Raw genomic sequence first — 18,042 nt, forward strand, 5'->3', positions numbered from 1 at the left:
ATATATCCCCGTCGCCATCGCCTATTTACAATCATCGCTATATTTTGCGCATTAAGGGTAAATACGATGATTCAGAATCCTGTGTTTAAAGGTTTTAATCCTGACCCCAGTATCTGTCGGCGCGGCGATGATTATTATGTGGCGGTCTCTTCCTTTGAATGGTTTCCCGGCCTGCCGGTTTATCATTCGAGGGATTTAAAACATTGGCAACTACTTACCCACGTTCTTACCGATGATAATAATCCGGATTTAAAAAAGCTGCCCTCCGCCAAAGGCATTTGGGCACCGAGCCTGACCTGGTGTGAAGAGGAAAAGCTGTTCTACGTTGTTTATGGCGTGATGAATTCCATGAATTCACGTTATTTCGATGTAGATAACTATCTTATTACCGCCAGTGAAATCACCGGCCCGTGGAGTGAGCCGGTTTATCTCCACTCTGCCGGGTTCGATGCCTCCATTTTGCACGACACCGACGGAAAAAAATGGATCGTATCCCTGGAGTGGGAAACCCGCGAAGGGTACGAGAAACCGGGCGCCATTTGCCTGGTGGAGTATTCGCCGCAAACGCGAAGCGTTGTCGGCTATCCGCAGCGGATCTGGCGCGGTGGTACCGATCGCGGCTGTATTGAAGCACCGCATTTGACGCGCCGCGGCGACTATTACTACCTGATGGTCGCCGAAGGCGGCACCGGCTACGGCCATGCGGTCACCATGGCGCGCGCAACGCAGGTCGCCGGCCCCTATGAAGGCGATCCGCAAAACCCCATCGTCACCTCCTGGCCGGAGAACTTTAACGCGCGCCACGACGCAGACCATCTCAAACCACACTACTTCAATCCGCAAACCTATCTGCAAAAAGCCGGGCACGGCAGCTACGTCGAGACCCCGACGGGCGAAGTCTGGTTAACCCATCTTTGCAGCAGACCCTTCCGCCAGGCGCTGCGCTGCCCGCTGGGCCGCGAGACGGCGCTACAAAAGATGGTATGGAGCGACGATGGCTGGCTGCGCATGGCGGCCGGGGGAACCTCGCTCAGCACCAGGTGGAAGAGTCTAATCTGCCTTCTCAGCCGTTTCCGGCTAAACCAGACAGGGATGATTTTGATGGGCAGACGCTGGATAACGCCTTCTATGCGCCGCGGATCCGCTTTCAGCGCTTTACCAGCCTTGAACGTAAAGCGGGCTACCTTGCCTTACGCGGCCAGGAGTCGCTGAGCTCGCTCAATAAAGTCAGCCTGCTGGCGAAAAAGCTCAGCTCGGTATACGCCACCATCGTCACGAAGATGGAGTTCAGCCCGGAGATTTATCAGCACAGCGCCGGCCTGACGCTCTATTACGACAACATGAACTATCTGTTTTTGCATAAAACCTGGGATGAAGCCTCCGGCGCAGCGCAGCTGGCCATCATTTATATGGATAACGGCGAGCGTCACGACGACCCGCAGAAAATCCGCCTTGCGGAGGGAGAAGTCTATCTGGCGATGGCGATTAACGGCCGGGAGATACAATGCTCATGGTCCGCGGATGGCGCAAAATACCAAAACATCGGCGCGGTCTACGACACCTCGCATTTTTCCGATGAATACAGCCGCTACGGCGAGTTTACCGGCGCGTTTGTCGGCATGGCCTGCGTGGATAGCATGCTGCATCGTAAAGAGGCGCTGTTTGACTTCTTTAGCTACCGGGCGGTAGAAGACGCGATAATCGAGTAACGCCGCCTTTCTGGCATCCTGCCCGCGCGGGGTGCTAGAATCCCCGGCAGTTGTCGCTGAATGACCCAAACAGGCTGCATGAGCACTTTAACCTATCTCCAGGGCTACCCTGAATCCCTGCTGGCGCAGGTCACCGCGTTAATCGAACAGAACCGTCTCGGCGAGGTGCTGAAAAAGCGCTATCCGCAGGGTCACGATATCAACAACGATAAAGCGCTGTACCAGTACACCCAGGATCTAAAGTCGCGCTATCTGCGCGGCGCGGCGCCCATTAACAAGGTGATGTACGACAACAAGATCCACGTCCTCAACAACGCGCTCGGCCTGCATACCGCCATCTCCCGCGTTCAGGGCGGCAAGCTGAAGGCCAAAGCCGAAATTCGCGTCGCCACCGTCTTTCGCGATGCGCCGGTGGATTTTCTGCGGATGATCGTGGTGCACGAGCTGGCGCACCTGAAGGAAAAAGAGCACAACAAAGCGTTCTATCAGCTGTGCTGCCATATGGAGCCGCAGTACCATCAGCTGGAGTTTGATACCCGCCTGTGGCTGACCCAGCTTTCGTTAGAGCGCCAATTGCCGTAACGCATCAGCAAGAACCACTACCGTAGCTTCGCCTGTCGCAGCCAGCACAGTGAGTTCTTCCAACCGGGTATCTTCATCAGCGATAAGATACCCATTGCGGGCCAGGAACGTCATGGTGATAAAAAAAGCAGTCCTCTTAATACCATCATTAAAAATGTGCCCACGCGCGATAGCGACCCAATAGGTTGCAGCCAGTTCAAAAATGTCGTTCACCCCTTCATAGTGAAAGCGGTTCTGTACACGATAAATTATGGCTTCCGCCCGACCAGGATCGGACATACCTTTAACGCCGGGGAGATGTTGTAAAATGCGATCATGAAAGGCAATGACTTCGCTTGCGCTCACCCATTTCATCGATCGGTCAACGCCTTAACTGTGCGGCCGTGTCGCTGCATAATAAAATCAAACTCCGCATCAAGTTTGGCATTCATAAAGGTTTCATATTCCGCCTTACTGATCAAAACATTAGACGTTCCATCACGCCGCGTAATTTCAATCGGTTCTCCGCTGGCAGCGGCGTCCATGACGGCCGCAATATTCTGTCTGGCTTCAGATGTACTGTACGAGCGCATAAATTTCTCCCGGCTTGAATTGTACACATTAATTGTACACTTTATGCGTACATCAGACAGCACACCACTCTTCAAGCTTCTGCGCCATAGCGCACTGGTTTTGTCATGATGGCGTGCTACAGTGACGAAAGGTCCCTTTTACGGAGTTCGTCAACGTTTATGATACGTTTCGCAGTTGTTGGCACAAACTGGATAACCAAGCAGTTTGTCGATGCCGCCCATGAAACCGGCAAATATAAACTCACCGCCATCTACTCCCGCAGCCTTGAGCAAGCCCAGGCCTTCGCCAGCGACTATCCCGTCGAACATCTGTTCACTTCGCTGGAAGATTTAGCGCAAAGCCCTGACGTTGACGCGGTCTATATCGCCAGCCCAAACTCGCTGCACTTCCCGCAAACCCGCCTGTTCCTGCGCCATAAAAAGCACGTGATTTGCGAAAAACCGCTGGCCTCAAACCTGCAGGAAGTCGAAGCCGCGATCAAAACGGCGCGGGAAAATAACGTGGTGCTCTTCGAAGCGTTCAAAACCGCCAGCCTGCCAAACTTCCTGCTGCTTAAACAGTCGTTCGACAAGATCGGCAAGCTGCGCAAAGCCTTTATTAACTACTGCCAGTACTCTTCCCGCTATCAGCGCTATCTCGACGGCGAAAATCCCAACACCTTCAATCCGGCCTTCTCTAACGGCTCGATCATGGACATCGGCTTTTACTGTCTGGCCTCCGCGGTGGCGCTGTGGGGCGAGCCTCGCGCGGTGCACGCAACCGCCAGCCTGCTGGAAAGCGGCGTCGATGGCCAGGGCACGGTCGTTCTTAGCTACGGGGATTTTGATGTCACCCTGCACCACTCGAAGGTCAGCGATTCCGCCATCCCCAGCGAAATTCAGGGCGAAGCCGGCGCGCTGGTGATCGAAAAAATCTCCGAATGCCAGAAAGTCTGCTTCGTGCCGCGCGGCGGCAAGCCTCAGGATCTCACCCAGCCGCAGCATATCAATACGATGCTGTATGAAGCGGAGGAGTTCGCTCGTCTGGTCGAAGCCAACGAGGTGGTTCATCCGGGTCTGGAAGTGAGCCGCATCACGGCGAAGCTGCTGAGCGAAATTCGTCGCCAGACCGGCGTGGTCTTCCCGGCGGATAGTCAACCGGTGGCGTAAAGCTGTGTAAATGGTCCGTCGGCCTCCATTGACGCCATTTATAACCTGTAATACTTTGTTACGCGCAAAGGGGAGTAACTTCCTTGCCGGCCGATCGTCATTACGATGCGTGAAAAACCGCATCCGGTCGCCGGGCAACAGATTCTTGTTGTAAGTGAGACCTTGCCGGAAGGCGAGGTCTATGCATAAAAGCGCAGCGGCTGCCGTCTTCCGACGTCAGCCGTTTTGTTTTTATGTAAGGAAAATAGTAATGAATACTGTCGGCACACCGTTGTTATGGGGCGGATTCGCAGTGGTCGTGGTCATCATGCTGGCTATCGATCTGCTGCTGCAGGGACGGCGTGGTGCGCATAGCATGACCATGAAGCAGGCCGCTGGCTGGTCCATTCTCTGGGTTACCCTCTCGCTGCTGTTTAACGCCGCTTTCTGGTGGTATCTGGTGCAGACCGAAGGTCGCGCCGTGGCCGACCCGCAAGCGCTGGCGTTCCTCACCGGCTACCTGATCGAGAAAGCGCTGGCCGTGGATAACGTCTTCGTCTGGCTGATGCTGTTCAGCTACTTTGCCGTTCCGCCTTCGCTACAGCGCAGAGTGCTGGTTTACGGCGTACTGGGCGCGATCGTGCTGCGTACGATCATGATCTTCGCCGGCAGCTGGCTGATTTCTCAGTTTGAATGGCTGCTCTACGTCTTCGGCGCATTCCTGCTGTTTACCGGCGTGAAGATGGCGCTGGCGAAAGAGGACGATTCCGGGATCGGCGATAAACCGCTGGTACGCTGGATCCGCAATCATCTGCGCATGACGGATAAAATCGAAGGTGAACGCTTCTTTACCCGCAAAAACGGTGTTATCTACGCCACGCCGCTGCTGCTGGTGCTGATCCTGGTCGAGCTGAGCGACGTTATCTTTGCCGTCGACAGCATTCCAGCTATCTTCGCCGTGACCACCGATCCGTTTATCGTGCTGACCTCAAACCTGTTCGCGATTCTCGGCCTGCGCGCGATGTATTTCCTGCTGGCGGGCGTCGCGGAGCGTTTCTCCATGCTGAAGTACGGCCTGTCGGTGATTCTGGTGTTTATCGGCATCAAGATGCTGATTGTCGATTTTTACCATATTCCCATCGGCATTTCGCTGGGCGTGGTCGGCGGTATTCTGGCGTTGACGCTGCTTATCAACGCCTGGGTCAATAAGCAGAACGATCGGAAAAAACAGCTGCAGTAAGACGTAAACGGCCGGGTGAAGACCTGTTTCACCCGGTCGGCAACGTTTGCCGCGCATTATTCTTACTCATGTCACAAAATAGTTAATACATAGTTAAAAAATAAGATCCCAGCGCGATAAACAGCATTTTACCCTTCCCCAGAAGCGTTCTTTCCGTATACTCAACCAGGCAAACATCTATTTACATCCGGACATAAACGTTACAAATAATACGTAGCCGGGACGGACAGCGACATCACTGGAAGGAATGAATTATGGCAACCCCATCACCCCGATCGACCCTGCTACGGCGACTGGCTCAGGGCAGTCTGGTCAAACAAATTTTAATTGGTCTGGTACTCGGCGTACTGCTGGCGACGGTCTCAAAACCGGCCGCCGTGGCGGTTGGACTGCTGGGGACGCTGTTCGTCGGCGCGCTGAAAGCGGTGGCTCCGGTGCTGGTACTGATGCTGGTCATGGCCTCTATCGCCAACCATCAGCAGGGGCAGAAAACCAGCATTCGCCCGATTCTGTTCCTCTATCTGCTGGGGACTTTTGCCGCCGCGTTAACCGCGGTGCTGTTCAGCTTCCTCTTTCCGTCAACGCTGCACCTGAACGCGGCGGCAGAGAGCATCACCCCACCGTCGGGTATCGTCGAAGTCCTGCGCGGGCTGCTGATGAGCATGGTTTCTAACCCCATTGACGCGCTGCTGAACGCCAACTATATCGGAATTCTGGTATGGGCCGTCGGTTTAGGATTCGCGCTGCGCCACGGCAATGAAACCACCAAAAATCTGATTAACGACATGTCCCACGCGGTGACCTTTATCGTTAAAGTGGTGATTCGCTTTGCGCCGCTGGGTATCTTCGGCCTGGTCGCTTCCACGCTGGCGACGACCGGTTTTGAAACCCTGTGGGGCTACGCCCAGCTGCTGCTGGTGCTGGTTGGCTGTATGCTGCTGGTGGCGCTGGTGATTAACCCGCTGCTGGTGTTCTGGAAAATCCGCCGCAATCCCTATCCGCTGGTGATAACCTGCCTGCGCGAAAGCGGCGTATACGCCTTCTTTACCCGCAGCTCCGCCGCCAACATTCCGGTGAATATGGCCCTGTGCGAAAAGCTGAATCTGGATCGCGATACCTATTCGGTCTCTATTCCGCTGGGCGCGACCATTAACATGGCCGGCGCGGCGATTACCATCACGGTTCTGACCCTGGCGGCCGTACACACGCTTAATGTTCCGGTCGATCTGCCGACCGCGCTGCTGCTGAGCGTGGTCGCCTCGCTGTGCGCCTGCGGCGCTTCCGGCGTGGCGGGCGGGTCGCTGCTGCTGATCCCGCTGGCCTGTAATATGTTTGGTATCCCGAACGATATTGCCATGCAGGTGGTCGCCGTGGGCTTCATCATCGGCGTTCTGCAGGACTCCTGCGAAACCGCGCTGAACTCCTCGACCGATGCGCTGTTCACCGCCGCCGCCTGTATCGCTGAAGACGAACAGCTGGCGAAAAACGCCCTGCGCAGTTAATCTCACCTCTCCCCTCCGCTAACGCGCGGAGGGGTTCTCTTTCTGCCCCGCCTTTTCCGCTTTAAACGGATCGATACCGCGCTTTTGCATCCGCCGGAATCGGATGATATTCAGACCGTTCATCAACAGGAAGCTGCCTTCAATCAGGGTGCCGCCGATCGAGCCCAGCCAAAAGTTGTGGATCACCCAGCAGGCGGTCGAACACCACATGACGCAGCGGACGGTTAGACCCGAGCAGCGAAATAGCGCCCAGGTACTGGCCAGGGTGCCAATAATCGGCAGCAGCTCCATGGCGTGCTGCAGCTTCGCCAGCCCCAGCACCAGGGTGAGCACGATAAACAGGGCCATCACCCACAGCCTGCGGGTGCGCATGGAGATCAGGGTGCGGACGGTATTCAGCTCGGCGCTCATTCCCGCCGGCCAGGCGCCCATCAAAAAGAAATGCACGCCAATGGTGGCGCTATAGACGGCCAGCTGTAGCTTAAAGCGACGCTCATCGCGGTTGAAAAAGGTCGTAATCCCGATCAGAAAGGCGATAACGCCGACGCCCTGGGCAAGCCAGTATGCGGTCATGAAAAGTCCTTATATACCCGTCATACTTCAAGTTGCATGTGCGTTAGCCGCGTTCGTTCACCCCGGTCACTTACTTCAGTAAGCTCCCGGGGATTCGCTCACTTGCCGCGTTACTCGGCCTGCGGTCTCGCCCCTTCGGGGCCAGCGCCAGCGCTGTTCAAAGCACAAGTGCTTTGTCCTGCAACTCGAATTATTTAGGGTATAAGACAAAACGGCGCATCATACTCTGAAACGCCGCTTTTGAAACGACTCCCTTTATTACTCAACAAGGTTTCACGCCGCAGCTGTGGCGTGAAAGATGACGAGTAATTAAAGGGTGACGCCGCTTTTGAATATCGCCAGCTCGCGGAAATCATTACGCTCATTGCAGGTCTGCTTACCGTTCGCGAAGGCCACAATGGTATCGACAAACTCCTCCAGCAGCTGCGGCATCGCTTTACCGTGAATCAGCTGACCGGCATCGAAGTCGATCCAGTGTTTTTTCTTCGCCGCCAGTTCGCTGTTGGTGGCAATTTTCACCGTTGGCACAAAACCGCCGTACGGCGTGCCGCGACCGGTGCTGAAGAGCACCATATGGCAGCCCGCGCCGGCCAGGGCGCTGGTCGCAACCGCATCGTTGCCCGGGGCGCTCAGCAGGTTCAGGCCGTGCACTTTTAGCCGCTCGCCATAGCGCAGGACGTCGACCACCTGGCTGGAGCCCGCTTTCTGCGTGCAGCCCAGCGACTTATCCTCCAGCGTCGTGATACCGCCCGCTTTGTTGCCCGGCGATGGATTCTCATAAATCGGCTGGTCATGAGCGATAAAGTACTGTTTGAAATCATTAACCATCGTCACCAGCTTGCCAAACGTCTCTTCATCGCGACAGTGGCTCATCAGCAGCTGCTCGGCGCCGAACATTTCCGGCACTTCGGTCAGCACGGTAGTACCGCCGTTGGCAATCAGATAATCCGAGAAGCGGCCCAGCATCGGGTTTGCGGTGATGCCGGACAAACCGTCAGAGCCGCCGCACTCAAGACCAAACTTCAGTTCGCTCAGCTTACCCGGCTCGCGCTTGTCGTGGCGCATCACTTCATATAGCTGGCGCAGATGCTCCAGCCCGGCTTCCACTTCGTCATCCTGGTGCTGGCAGATCATAAAGTGGACGCGGTCAGGGTCGAACTCGCCCAGCGTTTCGCGGAAGGCATCAACCTGATTGTTTTCGCAGCCCAGACCGACCACCAGTACCGCCCCGGCGTTCGGGTGGCGCACCATATTTTGCAGCATGGTACGGGTGTTGATGTGATCGTCACCGAGCTGTGAGCAGCCGTAGGTATGGCTGAAGAGATGAACGCCGTCGATACCTTCCGCGTCGTTGGTTTCCTTCAGAAAACGGTTCTGCATCTGGCGCGCCATGGCGTTGACGCAGCCGACGGTCGGCAGGATCCACAGCTCGTTACGCACCCCGACTTCGCCGTTGGCGCGACGATAAATCTGGATATCGCGATCCGCCGGCTGCGCGGCGGGTTCGATCAGATCCGGTTGATAGCTGTACGCGTCGAGATCGCTTAAGTTAGTACGCGTATTATGGGAGTGGATATGTTCCCCCGGCGCAATATCCGCCAGCGCATGCCCTATCGGCAGACCATACTTAATGACGTTGTCTCCCTTCGCAATGCCGCGCAGCGTAAACTTATGCCCGCGCGCAATATCCTGCGCCAACGTGACCGTATCGCCGTCAATGGTGACTACCGTGCCTGCCGCCATATCCGCCAACGCTACCGCGACGTTATCGTGCGAATGGATTTTAATGTATTGCATATCAACCGACCTCTGGTCTTAGTTCAGTTCAATGGCGAAGTAGTCACGCGCATTGTTAAAGCAAATGTTTTTCACCATCTCGCCCAGCAGCTGAATATCCGCCGGCGCTTCTCCCGCTTCAACCCAGCGGCCAATCATCTGGCACAGGATGCGGCGGAAGTATTCATGACGGGTGTAGGAGAGGAAGCTGCGGCTATCGGTCAGCATCCCGACAAAGCGGCTCAGCAGGCCAAGCTGCGCCAGCTGGGTCATCTGACGTTCCATACCGTCTTTCTGATCGTTGAACCACCAGCCGGAACCGAACTGCATCTTGCCCGGCATGCCTTCGCCCTGGAAGTTGCCGATCATGGTACCCAGCACTTCGTTGTCGCGCGGGTTCAGGCAGTAGAGGATCGTTTTCGGCAGCAGGTTTTCTTCGTTCTGTTTGCTGAGCAGTTTGGACAGCTCTTCCGCCATCGGGCGGTCGTTAATGGAGTCAAACCCTACATCCGGCCCTAACAGTTTGAACTGGCGCAGGTTGTTGTTGCGCAGCGCGCCGATGTGGTACTGCTGCACCCAGCCGCGACGGGCGTATTCCGCGCCGAGGAAGACCAGAACCGCCGTTTTGAACTGCGCGACTTCATGCTCGCTGAGGGCTTCACCCGCCAGACGACGCGCCAGGATGCTATCCAGTTCGCTTTCGTTGGCTTCGGCGAACAGCACCACGTCGAGCGCGTGGTCAGACACTTTACAACCGTGAGCGGCGAAGTGATCCAGACGTTTGGTCAGCGCGGACTGGAGGTCGGCAAAGCGGCGAATATCGGTGTCAGACACTTCACCCAGCTTCGCCATGTAGTCGTTGAAGGTGGCCTGTTCGATGTTGAAGGCTTTGTCCGGGCGCCAGCTCGGCAGTACTTTCACGGAGAATGAACTGTCTTTAGCGACGGAGGCGTGATGCTCCAGCGAATCGACCGGATCGTCGGTGGTGCCGACCATTTTCACGTTCATCTGCTGCATGATGCCGCGAGCGGAAAAGCTATCCTGCGCCAGCAGATCGTTGCACTGATTCCAGATTTCATCCGCCGTCGCCGGAGAGAGAACCTTACCTGTAATACCAAAAGGACGGCGCAGCTCAAGATGCGTCCAGTGGTATAACGGGTTACCGATGGTATGCGGTACGGTGGCCGCCCAGGCGTCAAATTTCTCGCGATCGGAAGCATCGCCGGTGCACAAACGCTCGGCTACGCCGTTAGTACGCATCGCGCGCCATTTATAGTGATCGCCTTTCAGCCAGATGTCATACAGATTTTTGAAACGATAATTCTCCGCGATCTGCTGCGGCGGCAGGTGGCAGTGATAGTCAAAAATCGGCTGGTCTTTCGCGTAATCGTGGTACAGGCGGCGGGAAAACTCGGTATCAAGCAGAAAATCTTCGGTCATAAACGGTGTCATTTTCGTGTCCTCTTCGCCCCCTGGGGAGCCCATCAGATGATTGACTATAATGCTGACAAAGTTATCACACCAATTTACACAGGCCGAAGTATTTTTCGTGAGTTAGATCAATAAACGATGACAAAAAAAGTACCATCAAAGGAGTAAACGCCCCGCCAGAGCGCGCCAGCTCTGGCCTTTTTCGCATGAACGAATGCCCACACAAACTTTCCCACTTTTGTGACGTCACTCAACTTTTGAAGTTGTATGACAAGTTATCTTGCTGCCGTCGAAACATATAAACCGACGGAATGCATTACCGACGAACTATCACGTCGGATTTACCGGTATGGACACCGAATTAGACACAACAGTTAATGGCAAGGTTCGGGCCATACGAGGTTTCCTCTCCTGAACCCTCCGTTTCACCTTCTTCGCCTCAGTTACAGGGCTGGAAGATAGCCGCACCCGCTGCGGATATATAACAAACGATGAGGTTTACATGCGTAAAATTAAAGGGTTACGTTGGTACATGATCGCACTGGTGACGTTAGGTACCGTGCTGGGGTACCTGACGCGTAACACTGTGGCGGCAGCTGCGCCGACTCTGATGGAAGAGTTACACATCTCCACCCAACAGTATTCCTATATCATCGCGGCCTATTCCGCTGCCTATACCGTTATGCAACCCGTTGCCGGCTACGTGCTGGATGTTTTAGGCACTAAAATCGGCTATGCCTTCTTTGCTATCGCATGGGCAGTGTTCTGCGGCTCTACGGCGCTGGCGGGAAGCTGGGGCGGTCTGGCGCTGGCGCGCGGCGCGGTGGGTGCCGCCGAAGCGGCAATGATCCCTGCGGGCCTGAAAGCCAGCTCCGAATGGTTCCCGGCAAAAGAGCGCTCTATCGCCGTTGGCTACTTCAACGTCGGCTCCTCGATCGGCGCCATGATTGCCCCACCGCTGGTGGTTTGGGCCATCGTGATGCACAGCTGGCAGATGGCGTTTATTATCTCCGGCGTTCTGAGCTTTGCCTGGGCGATGGCGTGGCTGATTTTCTACAAACACCCGCGCGATCAGAAAAAATTAACTGAAGAAGAACGCGACTACATTATCGGCGGCCAGGAATCTCAGCATCAGACCAACAACGGCAAGAAAATGTCGCCGTGGCAGATTCTGCGCAACCGTCAATTCTGGGGTATCGCCCTGCCGCGTTTCCTTGCCGAGCCGGCGTGGGGGACCTTCAACGCCTGGATCCCGCTGTTCATGTTTAAAGTCTACGGCTTTAACCTGAAAGAGATCGCGATGTTTGCGTGGATGCCGATGCTGTTTGCCGATCTTGGCTGTATCGTTGGGGGCTATCTGCCGCCGCTGTTCCAGCGCTGGTTTGGCGTAAACCTCATCGTTTCGCGCAAAATGGTCGTCACCCTGGGCGCGGTGCTGATGATTGGCCCTGGGATGATCGGTCTGTTCACCAGCCCATTTGTCGCTATCGCCCTGCTGTGCGTCGGCGGCTTTGCTCACCAGGCGCTGTCCGGTGCGTTAATTACCCTCTCTTCCGACGTGTTTGGGCGTAACGAAGTAGCGACGGCGAACGGCATGACCGGTATGGCCGCCTGGCTGGCGAGCACGATGTTTGCCCTGGTGGTTGGCGCGCTGGCGGACACTATCGGCTTTAGCCCGCTGTTCGCCGTGCTGGCGGTTTTCGATGTGCTGGGCGCCGTGGTTATCTGGACCGTGCTGAAAAATAAATCGGCGGATGACGACACGACACCGCTGGAAACGAGTAAACCCGCCACGCAAAGCTAGAGGCACGCGAGTTATCCCCTCCGAAAGCCGCCTTGATTAAGGCGGCTTTTTCGTCTCTTCTTATGGTGAGAAGCGCGTAAAAGTGGTATAACAAATCCAATATTGTCGCCATCTCCCGGGAGCGAATATGGAAATCACTGAATCGCGTCGTCTGTATCAGCAGCTTGCTGCTGAGCTTAAAACGCGCATTGAACAAGGTGTCTACCTTGTGGGCGATAAGCTACCCGCAGAGCGGTTTATCGCTGATGAAAAAAGCGTAAGTCGTACCGTGGTTCGCGAAGCCATCATTATGCTGGAAGTTGAAGGCTACGTTGAGGTCCGCAAAGGCTCCGGCATCCACGTCATCTCTAATCATCCAAAACATCAGCAAATTGCCGACGAATCGCTGGAATTTGCCAATTATGGTCCTTTTGAGCTGTTGCAGGCCCGTCAGCTGATAGAAAGCAATATTGCCGAATTCGCGGCGACTCAGGTGACCAAGCAGGACATCATGAAGCTGATGGAAATCCAGGAAAAAGCGCGTAAAGAGAAGTGCTTCCGCGATTCCGAATGGGATCTTCAGTTCCATGTCCAGGTCGCGCTGGCGACGCAAAATACGGCGTTAGCCGCTATCGTCGAAAAAATGTGGACCCAGCGCGTGCATAACCCGTACTGGAAAAAACTGCACGACCATATCGACTCACGTACCGTCGATAACTGGTGCGACGATCATGACCAAATTCTTAAAGCGCTGATTCGCAAAGATCCACATGCGGCTAAGCTGGCGATGTGGCAGCATCTGGAAAATACCAAGCTGATGTTGTTCAACGAAACCAGCGACGACTTTGAATTCAATGCCGATCGCTACCTGTTTGCCGATAATCCCGTGGTTCATCTCGATACGGCCGCCAACGGCGTAAAATAGACGTTCTCCTTCTGCAGGGCAGCGATTCCTCCGCTGCCCGTAAAGCCTCAGGGTAAGCAAAGCATATATAGTGTCAGCCTGTGTAAATACACTCGCCACCCTCCTTCGCAATCAGCAAAATCAGAATGCAACAAACTGCAATTTCTATGACGTAAAGTCAGCGGGTTTGTTACAATTAGATGCATTTTGTCGTTCTGAGAGTTAGCTTTGGCTTACTTCACTTTTAAACAGGGAACCGTTCAGAGCGCAGTAGCGACCATAATCTAATAAAAAGCTATGTCGCCGTGCATATACCGCGTTCAGACGTGCCGTTAACCGATGTACCAGGAATCGTGAATGGAACTATTAACCCAATTATTGAACGCCTTGTGGGCTCAGGATTACGAAACTCTCGCTAATCCCTCCATGATTGGCATGCTGTACTTTGTCTTATTTATGATTTTGTTCCTTGAGAACGGTTTGCTGCCCGCCGCCTTTTTGCCCGGCGATAGCCTGCTTGTGCTGGTCGGCGTCCTGATAGCCAAAGGCGCGATGGGCTTTCCGGAAACGCTGCTGCTGCTCACCGCGGCGGCAAGTCTCGGCTGCTGGCTGAGCTATATTCAGGGCCGATGGCTTGGCAATACGCGAATCGTACAAAACTGGCTATCGCACCTCCCTTCGCACTATCATCAGCGCGCGCATCACCTGTTCCATAAGCACGGGCTTTCCGCACTGCTGATTGGCCGCTTTATCGCTTTCGTTCGTACGCTGCTGCCGACCATCGCCGGGCTATCAGGCCTGAGCAGCGCACGCTTCCAGTTTTTTAACTGGATGAGCGGGCTGCTGTGGGTTCTGATTCTGACCTCGCTGGGATACCTGCTGGGGAAAACGCCGGTATTCCTGAAGTATGAAGATCAGCTGATGTCCTGCCTGATGCTGCTGCCCGTCGCGCTGCTGGTGTTTGGCCTGATAGGTTCGCTGATTGTCCTGTGGAAGAAAAAATACAGAAGCCGGGGCTAACAATGGAGATGACACGCTCCTCTCTGCGTCAGATAAGCTGGGTGCTGGGCGGTTCGCTACTCCTGTGCGGCCTGTTCTGGCTCTGGCTCACCGTGCAACAGCAGGAATCCACGCTGGCTATTCGTCCCGTTAGTCAGGGTATCAGCATGCCGGACGGTTTTTCCGTCTGGCACCATCTCGACGCTAACGGTATCCGTTTTAAAAGCATTACGCCGCAGAATGACGGTTTGCTTATCAAGTTTGACTCCAGCGCTCAGGGCGCTGCGGCAAAAGAAGTTTTGGGCCGCGCTCTACCGCATGGTTATATTATCGCTTTAGTGGAAGACGATGATTCGCCTACCGCCTGGATTTCGCGCCTGCGCGATACGCCGCACAGATTCGGGTAATCCACGAAAATTCCGAATATATTCACCCTGTTTGGTGATTTCCCGGTTTACTTACTATCATTAAGTTTGCGGGCGTCACCAGACTCACGTTACTCAACTGGATAGGGGATATCCTGAGATATTCCCCCACACAATGGAAGGTCGTATCCATGAAACACCGCATCGCTTTGATCCTGGTTCTGTCATCACTGAGCGCCAGCGCCTTTGCCATCTCCCCTTGCCAGGAAAAAGAGCAGGATATCCAGCGGGAGATCAGCTACGCAGAAAAGCATCATAACCAGCACCGTATTGACGGTCTGAAAAAGGCGCTGAGCGAAGTAAAAGCGCACTGCAGCGACAGCCAGCTCAAAGCCGATCACCAGAAAAAAATCGCCAAACAGCAGGAAGAAATTACCGAACGTCGGAACGACCTGCGCGAAGCCGAACAGAAAGGCGATGCTGACAAAATCAGCAAGCGTCAACGTAAACTTGATGAAGCGCAGCAGGAACTGAAAGAGCTGCAGTCTCGCGAGTACTAATCGATTAAGCAAGACCAATATGGACCACTTTAACAGGAGATAAACATGGCTAAAGATAACGTTGCAGAAGACCTGCGTGCGGAACTGAAGACGCTGGCTGATACCCTGGAAGAAGTGCTGAACTCCTCCACGGATAAGTCGAAAGAAGAGATTGGTAAGCTGCGCAGTAAAGCCGAAAGCGCGCTGAAGGAAAGCCGTGTTCGCCTGGGTGAAACCAGCGATGCTCTCCTGAAGCAAACGCGAGAAACCGCTGCGCGTGCAGATGAATACGTCCGTGAAAACCCCTGGACCGGCGTGGGAATTGGTGCTGCCGTCGGGCTGGTACTGGGTGTCCTGCTGACGCGTCGTTAATTATGGCGAACTCTAAAAGCACGCAAGGGCCTGGGCAAAGCGTTTTCGGCATCGGACAGCGAATAGTCACTTTGCTGGTCGAGATGGTGGAAACGCGCCTGCGCCTGGTCGTCGTGGAGCTGGAAGAGGAGAAAGCCAATCTCTTCCAGCTGTTCCTGATGCTCGGGCTGACGCTGCTGTTTGCCGCGTTCGGGCTGATGAGCATGCTGGTGCTCATCATCTGGGCCGTCGATGCGCAGTATCGGCTCAACGTGATGATCGCCACCACCGCTATCCTGCTGCTGGCAGCGCTCATTGGTGGTATCTGGACCTTACGCAAAGCCCGGCGTTCAACGTTCCTGCGCTTCACGCGTCAGGAGCTGGCTAACGACCGCGCATTGCTGGAGGACGATAAGCCATGAGCCGCGAACAGCAGGAACGCGAACGACAAAAAGCGCTTTTGCTGCGCCTGATCCAACAGCAGCGGCTGGACCTTAGCGCCAGCCACCGCCACTGGATTGAAGCGACCGCGCCCATTGATCGCGGCTGGAACACCTTCCTCAATCTGCGTTCATGGGCAATGGTCGGCAGCGGCATCGTGGCAATATGGTCCGTTCGCCATCCGCGCTTTTTGATGCGCTGGGCAAAGCGCAGCCTCGGTATCTGGAGCACCTGGCGGATGGCCCGCAAGCTGTTGCAGCAGTCCGCATCGCGCTAAGGGTAATGACCGGGTCCGGCGCCAGCCGCCGCCCGGCATCCCTCTCGCCCCGCTGTCCCCGTCAGGTTTGCCTCTCTTCTTGCTCACCAGCAGACCGCTTTCGCCTTTCAGCGTCTGCCGTCATTTTGCGCAGCACCGCCTGTACGACCCGCTACAGCCCCACTTACATTCATATCCTTTATCAAAAATTACTCAGAAACTTTGAAGAAGATCTACAGTTTTCCTTGCTAACAATCACATCTCATCCTCGCTAATATCCTCTCCATCGACAGCAAGCCCGCGTAACTACGTAGGATTGCACCAAAAAACAAAATCGCCGCCCTTTGGGTTTTCTGGAGTAAGAAATGAAAAAATTAGAAGATGTTGGTGTACTGGTAGCGCGCATTCTGATGCCCATTCTGTTTATCACCGCAGGTTGGGGAAAAATCACCGGTTATGCGGGTACTCAACAATATATGGAAGCCATGGGCGTCCCTGGGTTTATGCTGCCGCTGGTTATCCTGCTTGAATTCGGCGGCGGTCTGGCGATTCTGTTCGGTTTCCTGACCCGCACCACCGCGCTGTTCACCGCAGGCTTCACCGTGCTGACCGCGTTTCTGTTCCACAGCAACTTTGCTGAGGGCGTGAACTCGCTGATGTTCATGAAAAACCTGAGCATCGCAGGCGGCTTCCTGCTGCTGGCTATCACCGGTCCAGGCGCCTTTAGTATTGACCGCGTCCTGAATAAAAAGTGGTAAGCGCACTATACTAGTAAATAAAAAAGCGAGGGGACTTCTCCTCGCTTTTGCTATCTGAAGGAGGAAATAATGGGACAATTAGTTGACGGCGTCTGGCACGATACCTGGTATGACACCAAATCCACCGGAGGGCGATTTAAGCGTTCTGTGTCCGCCTTTCGCAACTGGCTAACCGCCGACGGCGCGCCGGGCCCAAGCGGCGAAGCCGGGTTCGCTGCGGAAAAAGACCGTTACCATCTGTACGTTTCTCTGGCCTGCCCATGGGCGCATCGCACCCTGATCCTGCGCAGCCTGAAAGGACTGGAGCCGTTTATCTCCGTCTCCGTGGTCAACCCCCTGATGTTCGAGAACGGCTGGACTTTCGACGATAGCTTCCCGGCAGCGACGGGCGATACCCTCTACCAGCACGAATTTCTTTATCAGCTTTATCTGCATGCCGATCCCCACTACAGCGGGCGCGTCACGGTGCCGGTATTGTGGGACAAAAAGCAGCAAACCATCGTCAGCAATGAGTCGGCGGAAATCATCCGCATGTTGAATACCGCGTTTGACGGACTGGGTGCCCGCGCTGGAGATTACTACCCGCCTGAGCTGCGCGCGCAAATTGATGAGCTGAACGGCTGGATCTATGACAACGTCAACAATGGAGTCTATAAAGCCGGATTCGCCACCAGCCAGCAGGCCTATGACGAAGCGGTCGATGGGGTATTTACGTCTCTGGAGCGTCTGGAACAAATCCTTGGTCAACACCGCTTCCTGACCGGTAACCAGCTGACGGAGGCCGATATTCGTCTGTGGACCACCCTGGTTCGTTTCGACCCGGTGTATGTGACCCACTTTAAATGCGACAAACGCCGCATCAGCGATTATCTCAATCTTTATGGCTTCCTGCGCGATATCTACCAGATGCCGGGCATCGCGGAAACGGTGGATTTTGCCCATATTCGCAACCATTACTACCGTAGCCATAAGACGATCAACCCAACCGGGATTATCTCCGTCGGCCCGCAGCAGGATCTTAACGAACCGCACGGCCGCGATCTTCGCTTCCGCTAATCCGTTGGGCGCCCTTTACTGCGCCCAACAATTCACAAAACAAATATTTACCAGCATTTCATTCACGTCTATTCTTA

At 55.0% G+C, this 18,042-nt stretch carries 19 protein-coding genes and 1 pseudogene; 15 read left to right on the plus strand and 5 right to left on the minus strand.

Annotated elements, in window-relative coordinates; translation table 11 throughout:
* Window positions 1-66: 66 nt before the first annotated feature.
* Together CDA56_RS11635 and CDA56_RS11640 are read left to right on the plus strand one after the other, a co-directional pair.
* Window positions 67-1,709: pseudogene (locus CDA56_RS11635) on the plus strand (glycoside hydrolase family 43 protein).
* 78 nt (window positions 1,710-1,787) lie between these two features.
* Complete coding sequence (locus tag CDA56_RS11640) at window positions 1,788-2,291, plus strand: M48 metallopeptidase family protein (RefSeq protein WP_025108311.1); 504 nt, start codon at window positions 1,788-1,790, stop codon at window positions 2,289-2,291.
* On the opposite strand, the gene CDA56_RS11645 is transcribed toward CDA56_RS11640, so the two are convergent.
* Both CDA56_RS11645 and CDA56_RS11650 read right to left on the minus strand, forming a co-directional pair.
* Window positions 2,271-2,645, minus strand: coding sequence for a type II toxin-antitoxin system death-on-curing family toxin (locus CDA56_RS11645; protein WP_103814272.1), 375 nt, complete (start codon window positions 2,643-2,645; stop codon window positions 2,271-2,273). The genes CDA56_RS11640 and CDA56_RS11645 overlap by 21 nt on opposite strands.
* On the minus strand, window positions 2,642-2,863 hold the full coding sequence (locus CDA56_RS11650) for a type II toxin-antitoxin system Phd/YefM family antitoxin (protein ID WP_004105957.1): 222 nt from the start codon (window positions 2,861-2,863) through the stop codon (window positions 2,642-2,644). The genes CDA56_RS11645 and CDA56_RS11650 overlap by 4 nt, the downstream gene beginning before the upstream one ends.
* Window positions 2,864-3,022: 159 nt before the next feature.
* On the opposite strand from CDA56_RS11650, the gene CDA56_RS11655 reads away from it, so the two are divergent.
* The 3 genes from CDA56_RS11655 (at window position 3,023) to sstT (ending at window position 6,733) form a co-directional block, all read left to right on the plus strand.
* Window positions 3,023-4,012, plus strand: a complete 990-nt coding sequence (locus CDA56_RS11655) for a Gfo/Idh/MocA family protein (protein WP_016808035.1) — start codon at window positions 3,023-3,025, stop codon at window positions 4,010-4,012.
* A gap of 250 nt (window positions 4,013-4,262) precedes the next feature.
* Window positions 4,263-5,231 carry a TerC family protein gene (locus CDA56_RS11660; RefSeq protein ID WP_102803975.1) on the plus strand — a complete coding sequence of 323 codons (969 nt, stop codon included), beginning with the start codon at window positions 4,263-4,265 and terminating at the stop codon, window positions 5,229-5,231.
* 254 nt (window positions 5,232-5,485) lie between these two features.
* A complete protein-coding gene (sstT, locus tag CDA56_RS11665; protein ID WP_048260489.1) occupies window positions 5,486-6,733 on the plus strand; it encodes a serine/threonine transporter SstT in 1,248 nt (415 codons plus the stop codon).
* A gap of 18 nt (window positions 6,734-6,751) precedes the next feature.
* Here sstT and CDA56_RS11670 read toward each other — a convergent pair whose 3' ends face one another.
* From CDA56_RS11670 to uxaC, 3 genes are all read right to left on the minus strand, one after another.
* Complete coding sequence (locus tag CDA56_RS11670; RefSeq protein WP_014226934.1) at window positions 6,752-7,306, minus strand: YgjV family protein; 555 nt, start codon at window positions 7,304-7,306, stop codon at window positions 6,752-6,754.
* A gap of 309 nt (window positions 7,307-7,615) precedes the next feature.
* Window positions 7,616-9,103 carry a UxaA family hydrolase gene (locus CDA56_RS11680; protein ID WP_014226935.1) on the minus strand — a complete coding sequence of 496 codons (1,488 nt, stop codon included), beginning with the start codon at window positions 9,101-9,103 and terminating at the stop codon, window positions 7,616-7,618.
* An 18-nt stretch (window positions 9,104-9,121) separates the two neighbouring features.
* Window positions 9,122-10,534 carry a glucuronate isomerase gene (gene uxaC / locus CDA56_RS11685; RefSeq protein WP_014226936.1) on the minus strand — a complete coding sequence of 471 codons (1,413 nt, stop codon included), beginning with the start codon at window positions 10,532-10,534 and terminating at the stop codon, window positions 9,122-9,124.
* Between the two features lie 481 nt (window positions 10,535-11,015).
* Between uxaC and CDA56_RS11690 the strand changes: the two genes are divergently transcribed.
* The 10 genes from CDA56_RS11690 (at window position 11,016) to CDA56_RS11735 (ending at window position 17,965) form a co-directional block, all read left to right on the plus strand.
* Complete coding sequence (locus tag CDA56_RS11690) at window positions 11,016-12,317, plus strand: MFS transporter (RefSeq protein ID WP_004854445.1); 1,302 nt, start codon at window positions 11,016-11,018, stop codon at window positions 12,315-12,317.
* Window positions 12,318-12,444: 127 nt separating this feature from the next.
* A complete protein-coding gene (gene exuR / locus CDA56_RS11695; RefSeq protein ID WP_004854448.1) occupies window positions 12,445-13,221 on the plus strand; it encodes a transcriptional regulator ExuR in 777 nt (258 codons plus the stop codon).
* Between the two features lie 336 nt (window positions 13,222-13,557).
* Window positions 13,558-14,220 carry a DedA family general envelope maintenance protein YqjA gene (gene yqjA / locus CDA56_RS11700; protein ID WP_004125499.1) on the plus strand — a complete coding sequence of 221 codons (663 nt, stop codon included), beginning with the start codon at window positions 13,558-13,560 and terminating at the stop codon, window positions 14,218-14,220.
* 8 nt (window positions 14,221-14,228) lie between these two features.
* Entirely contained in the window at window positions 14,229-14,606 is a 378-nt protein-coding gene (gene mzrA / locus CDA56_RS11705) for an EnvZ/OmpR regulon moderator MzrA (protein ID WP_161506366.1), read from the plus strand.
* Window positions 14,607-14,755: 149 nt separating this feature from the next.
* Window positions 14,756-15,124 carry a DUF1090 domain-containing protein gene (locus CDA56_RS11710; RefSeq protein WP_014226939.1) on the plus strand — a complete coding sequence of 123 codons (369 nt, stop codon included), beginning with the start codon at window positions 14,756-14,758 and terminating at the stop codon, window positions 15,122-15,124.
* Window positions 15,125-15,169: 45 nt separating this feature from the next.
* The gene (locus CDA56_RS11715; protein ID WP_004854453.1) at window positions 15,170-15,475 is read left to right on the plus strand and encodes an ElaB/YgaM/YqjD family protein; all 306 of its coding nucleotides are present in this window, start codon (window positions 15,170-15,172) and stop codon (window positions 15,473-15,475) included.
* A 2-nt stretch (window positions 15,476-15,477) separates the two neighbouring features.
* Window positions 15,478-15,876 (plus strand): phage holin family protein, encoded by a 399-nt coding sequence (locus CDA56_RS11720; protein ID WP_004854455.1) that lies wholly within the window; start codon window positions 15,478-15,480, stop codon window positions 15,874-15,876.
* On the plus strand, window positions 15,873-16,172 hold the full coding sequence (locus tag CDA56_RS11725; RefSeq protein WP_032693244.1) for a YqjK-like family protein: 300 nt from the start codon (window positions 15,873-15,875) through the stop codon (window positions 16,170-16,172). Before CDA56_RS11720 ends, CDA56_RS11725 begins: the two co-directional genes overlap by 4 nt.
* 344 nt (window positions 16,173-16,516) lie before the next feature.
* Window positions 16,517-16,909, plus strand: a complete 393-nt coding sequence (locus CDA56_RS11730) for a DoxX family protein (protein ID WP_004125512.1) — start codon at window positions 16,517-16,519, stop codon at window positions 16,907-16,909.
* 69 nt (window positions 16,910-16,978) lie between these two features.
* Window positions 16,979-17,965: a glutathione S-transferase family protein gene (locus CDA56_RS11735; RefSeq protein WP_032693245.1), complete on the plus strand. Its 987-nt coding sequence runs from the start codon at window positions 16,979-16,981 to the stop codon at window positions 17,963-17,965.
* Window positions 17,966-18,042: the final 77 nt, after the last annotated feature.

The sequence above is a fragment of the Klebsiella michiganensis genome, from assembly GCF_002925905.1.
Lineage (GTDB): Bacteria > Pseudomonadota > Gammaproteobacteria > Enterobacterales > Enterobacteriaceae > Klebsiella > Klebsiella michiganensis.

Bases quoted from the DNA above. Each gene is read 5' to 3' on its own strand.
- CDA56_RS11640 (WP_025108311.1), top strand. From the start codon at position 1,788: ATGAGCACTTTAACCTATCTCCAGGGCTACCCTGAATCCCTGCTGGCG.
- CDA56_RS11645 (WP_103814272.1), bottom strand. From the start codon at position 2,645: ATGAAATGGGTGAGCGCAAGCGAAGTCATTGCCTTTCATGATCGCATT.
- CDA56_RS11650 (WP_004105957.1), bottom strand. From the start codon at position 2,863: ATGCGCTCGTACAGTACATCTGAAGCCAGACAGAATATTGCGGCCGTC.
- CDA56_RS11655 (WP_016808035.1), top strand. From the start codon at position 3,023: ATGATACGTTTCGCAGTTGTTGGCACAAACTGGATAACCAAGCAGTTT.
- CDA56_RS11660 (WP_102803975.1), top strand. From the start codon at position 4,263: ATGAATACTGTCGGCACACCGTTGTTATGGGGCGGATTCGCAGTGGTC.
- sstT (WP_048260489.1), top strand. From the start codon at position 5,486: ATGGCAACCCCATCACCCCGATCGACCCTGCTACGGCGACTGGCTCAG.
- CDA56_RS11670 (WP_014226934.1), bottom strand. From the start codon at position 7,306: ATGACCGCATACTGGCTTGCCCAGGGCGTCGGCGTTATCGCCTTTCTG.
- CDA56_RS11680 (WP_014226935.1), bottom strand. From the start codon at position 9,103: ATGCAATACATTAAAATCCATTCGCACGATAACGTCGCGGTAGCGTTG.
- uxaC (WP_014226936.1), bottom strand. From the start codon at position 10,534: ATGACACCGTTTATGACCGAAGATTTTCTGCTTGATACCGAGTTTTCC.
- CDA56_RS11690 (WP_004854445.1), top strand. From the start codon at position 11,016: ATGCGTAAAATTAAAGGGTTACGTTGGTACATGATCGCACTGGTGACG.
- exuR (WP_004854448.1), top strand. From the start codon at position 12,445: ATGGAAATCACTGAATCGCGTCGTCTGTATCAGCAGCTTGCTGCTGAG.
- yqjA (WP_004125499.1), top strand. From the start codon at position 13,558: ATGGAACTATTAACCCAATTATTGAACGCCTTGTGGGCTCAGGATTAC.
- mzrA (WP_161506366.1), top strand. From the start codon at position 14,229: ATGACACGCTCCTCTCTGCGTCAGATAAGCTGGGTGCTGGGCGGTTCG.
- CDA56_RS11710 (WP_014226939.1), top strand. From the start codon at position 14,756: ATGAAACACCGCATCGCTTTGATCCTGGTTCTGTCATCACTGAGCGCC.
- CDA56_RS11715 (WP_004854453.1), top strand. From the start codon at position 15,170: ATGGCTAAAGATAACGTTGCAGAAGACCTGCGTGCGGAACTGAAGACG.
- CDA56_RS11720 (WP_004854455.1), top strand. From the start codon at position 15,478: ATGGCGAACTCTAAAAGCACGCAAGGGCCTGGGCAAAGCGTTTTCGGC.
- CDA56_RS11725 (WP_032693244.1), top strand. From the start codon at position 15,873: ATGAGCCGCGAACAGCAGGAACGCGAACGACAAAAAGCGCTTTTGCTG.
- CDA56_RS11730 (WP_004125512.1), top strand. From the start codon at position 16,517: ATGAAAAAATTAGAAGATGTTGGTGTACTGGTAGCGCGCATTCTGATG.
- CDA56_RS11735 (WP_032693245.1), top strand. From the start codon at position 16,979: ATGGGACAATTAGTTGACGGCGTCTGGCACGATACCTGGTATGACACC.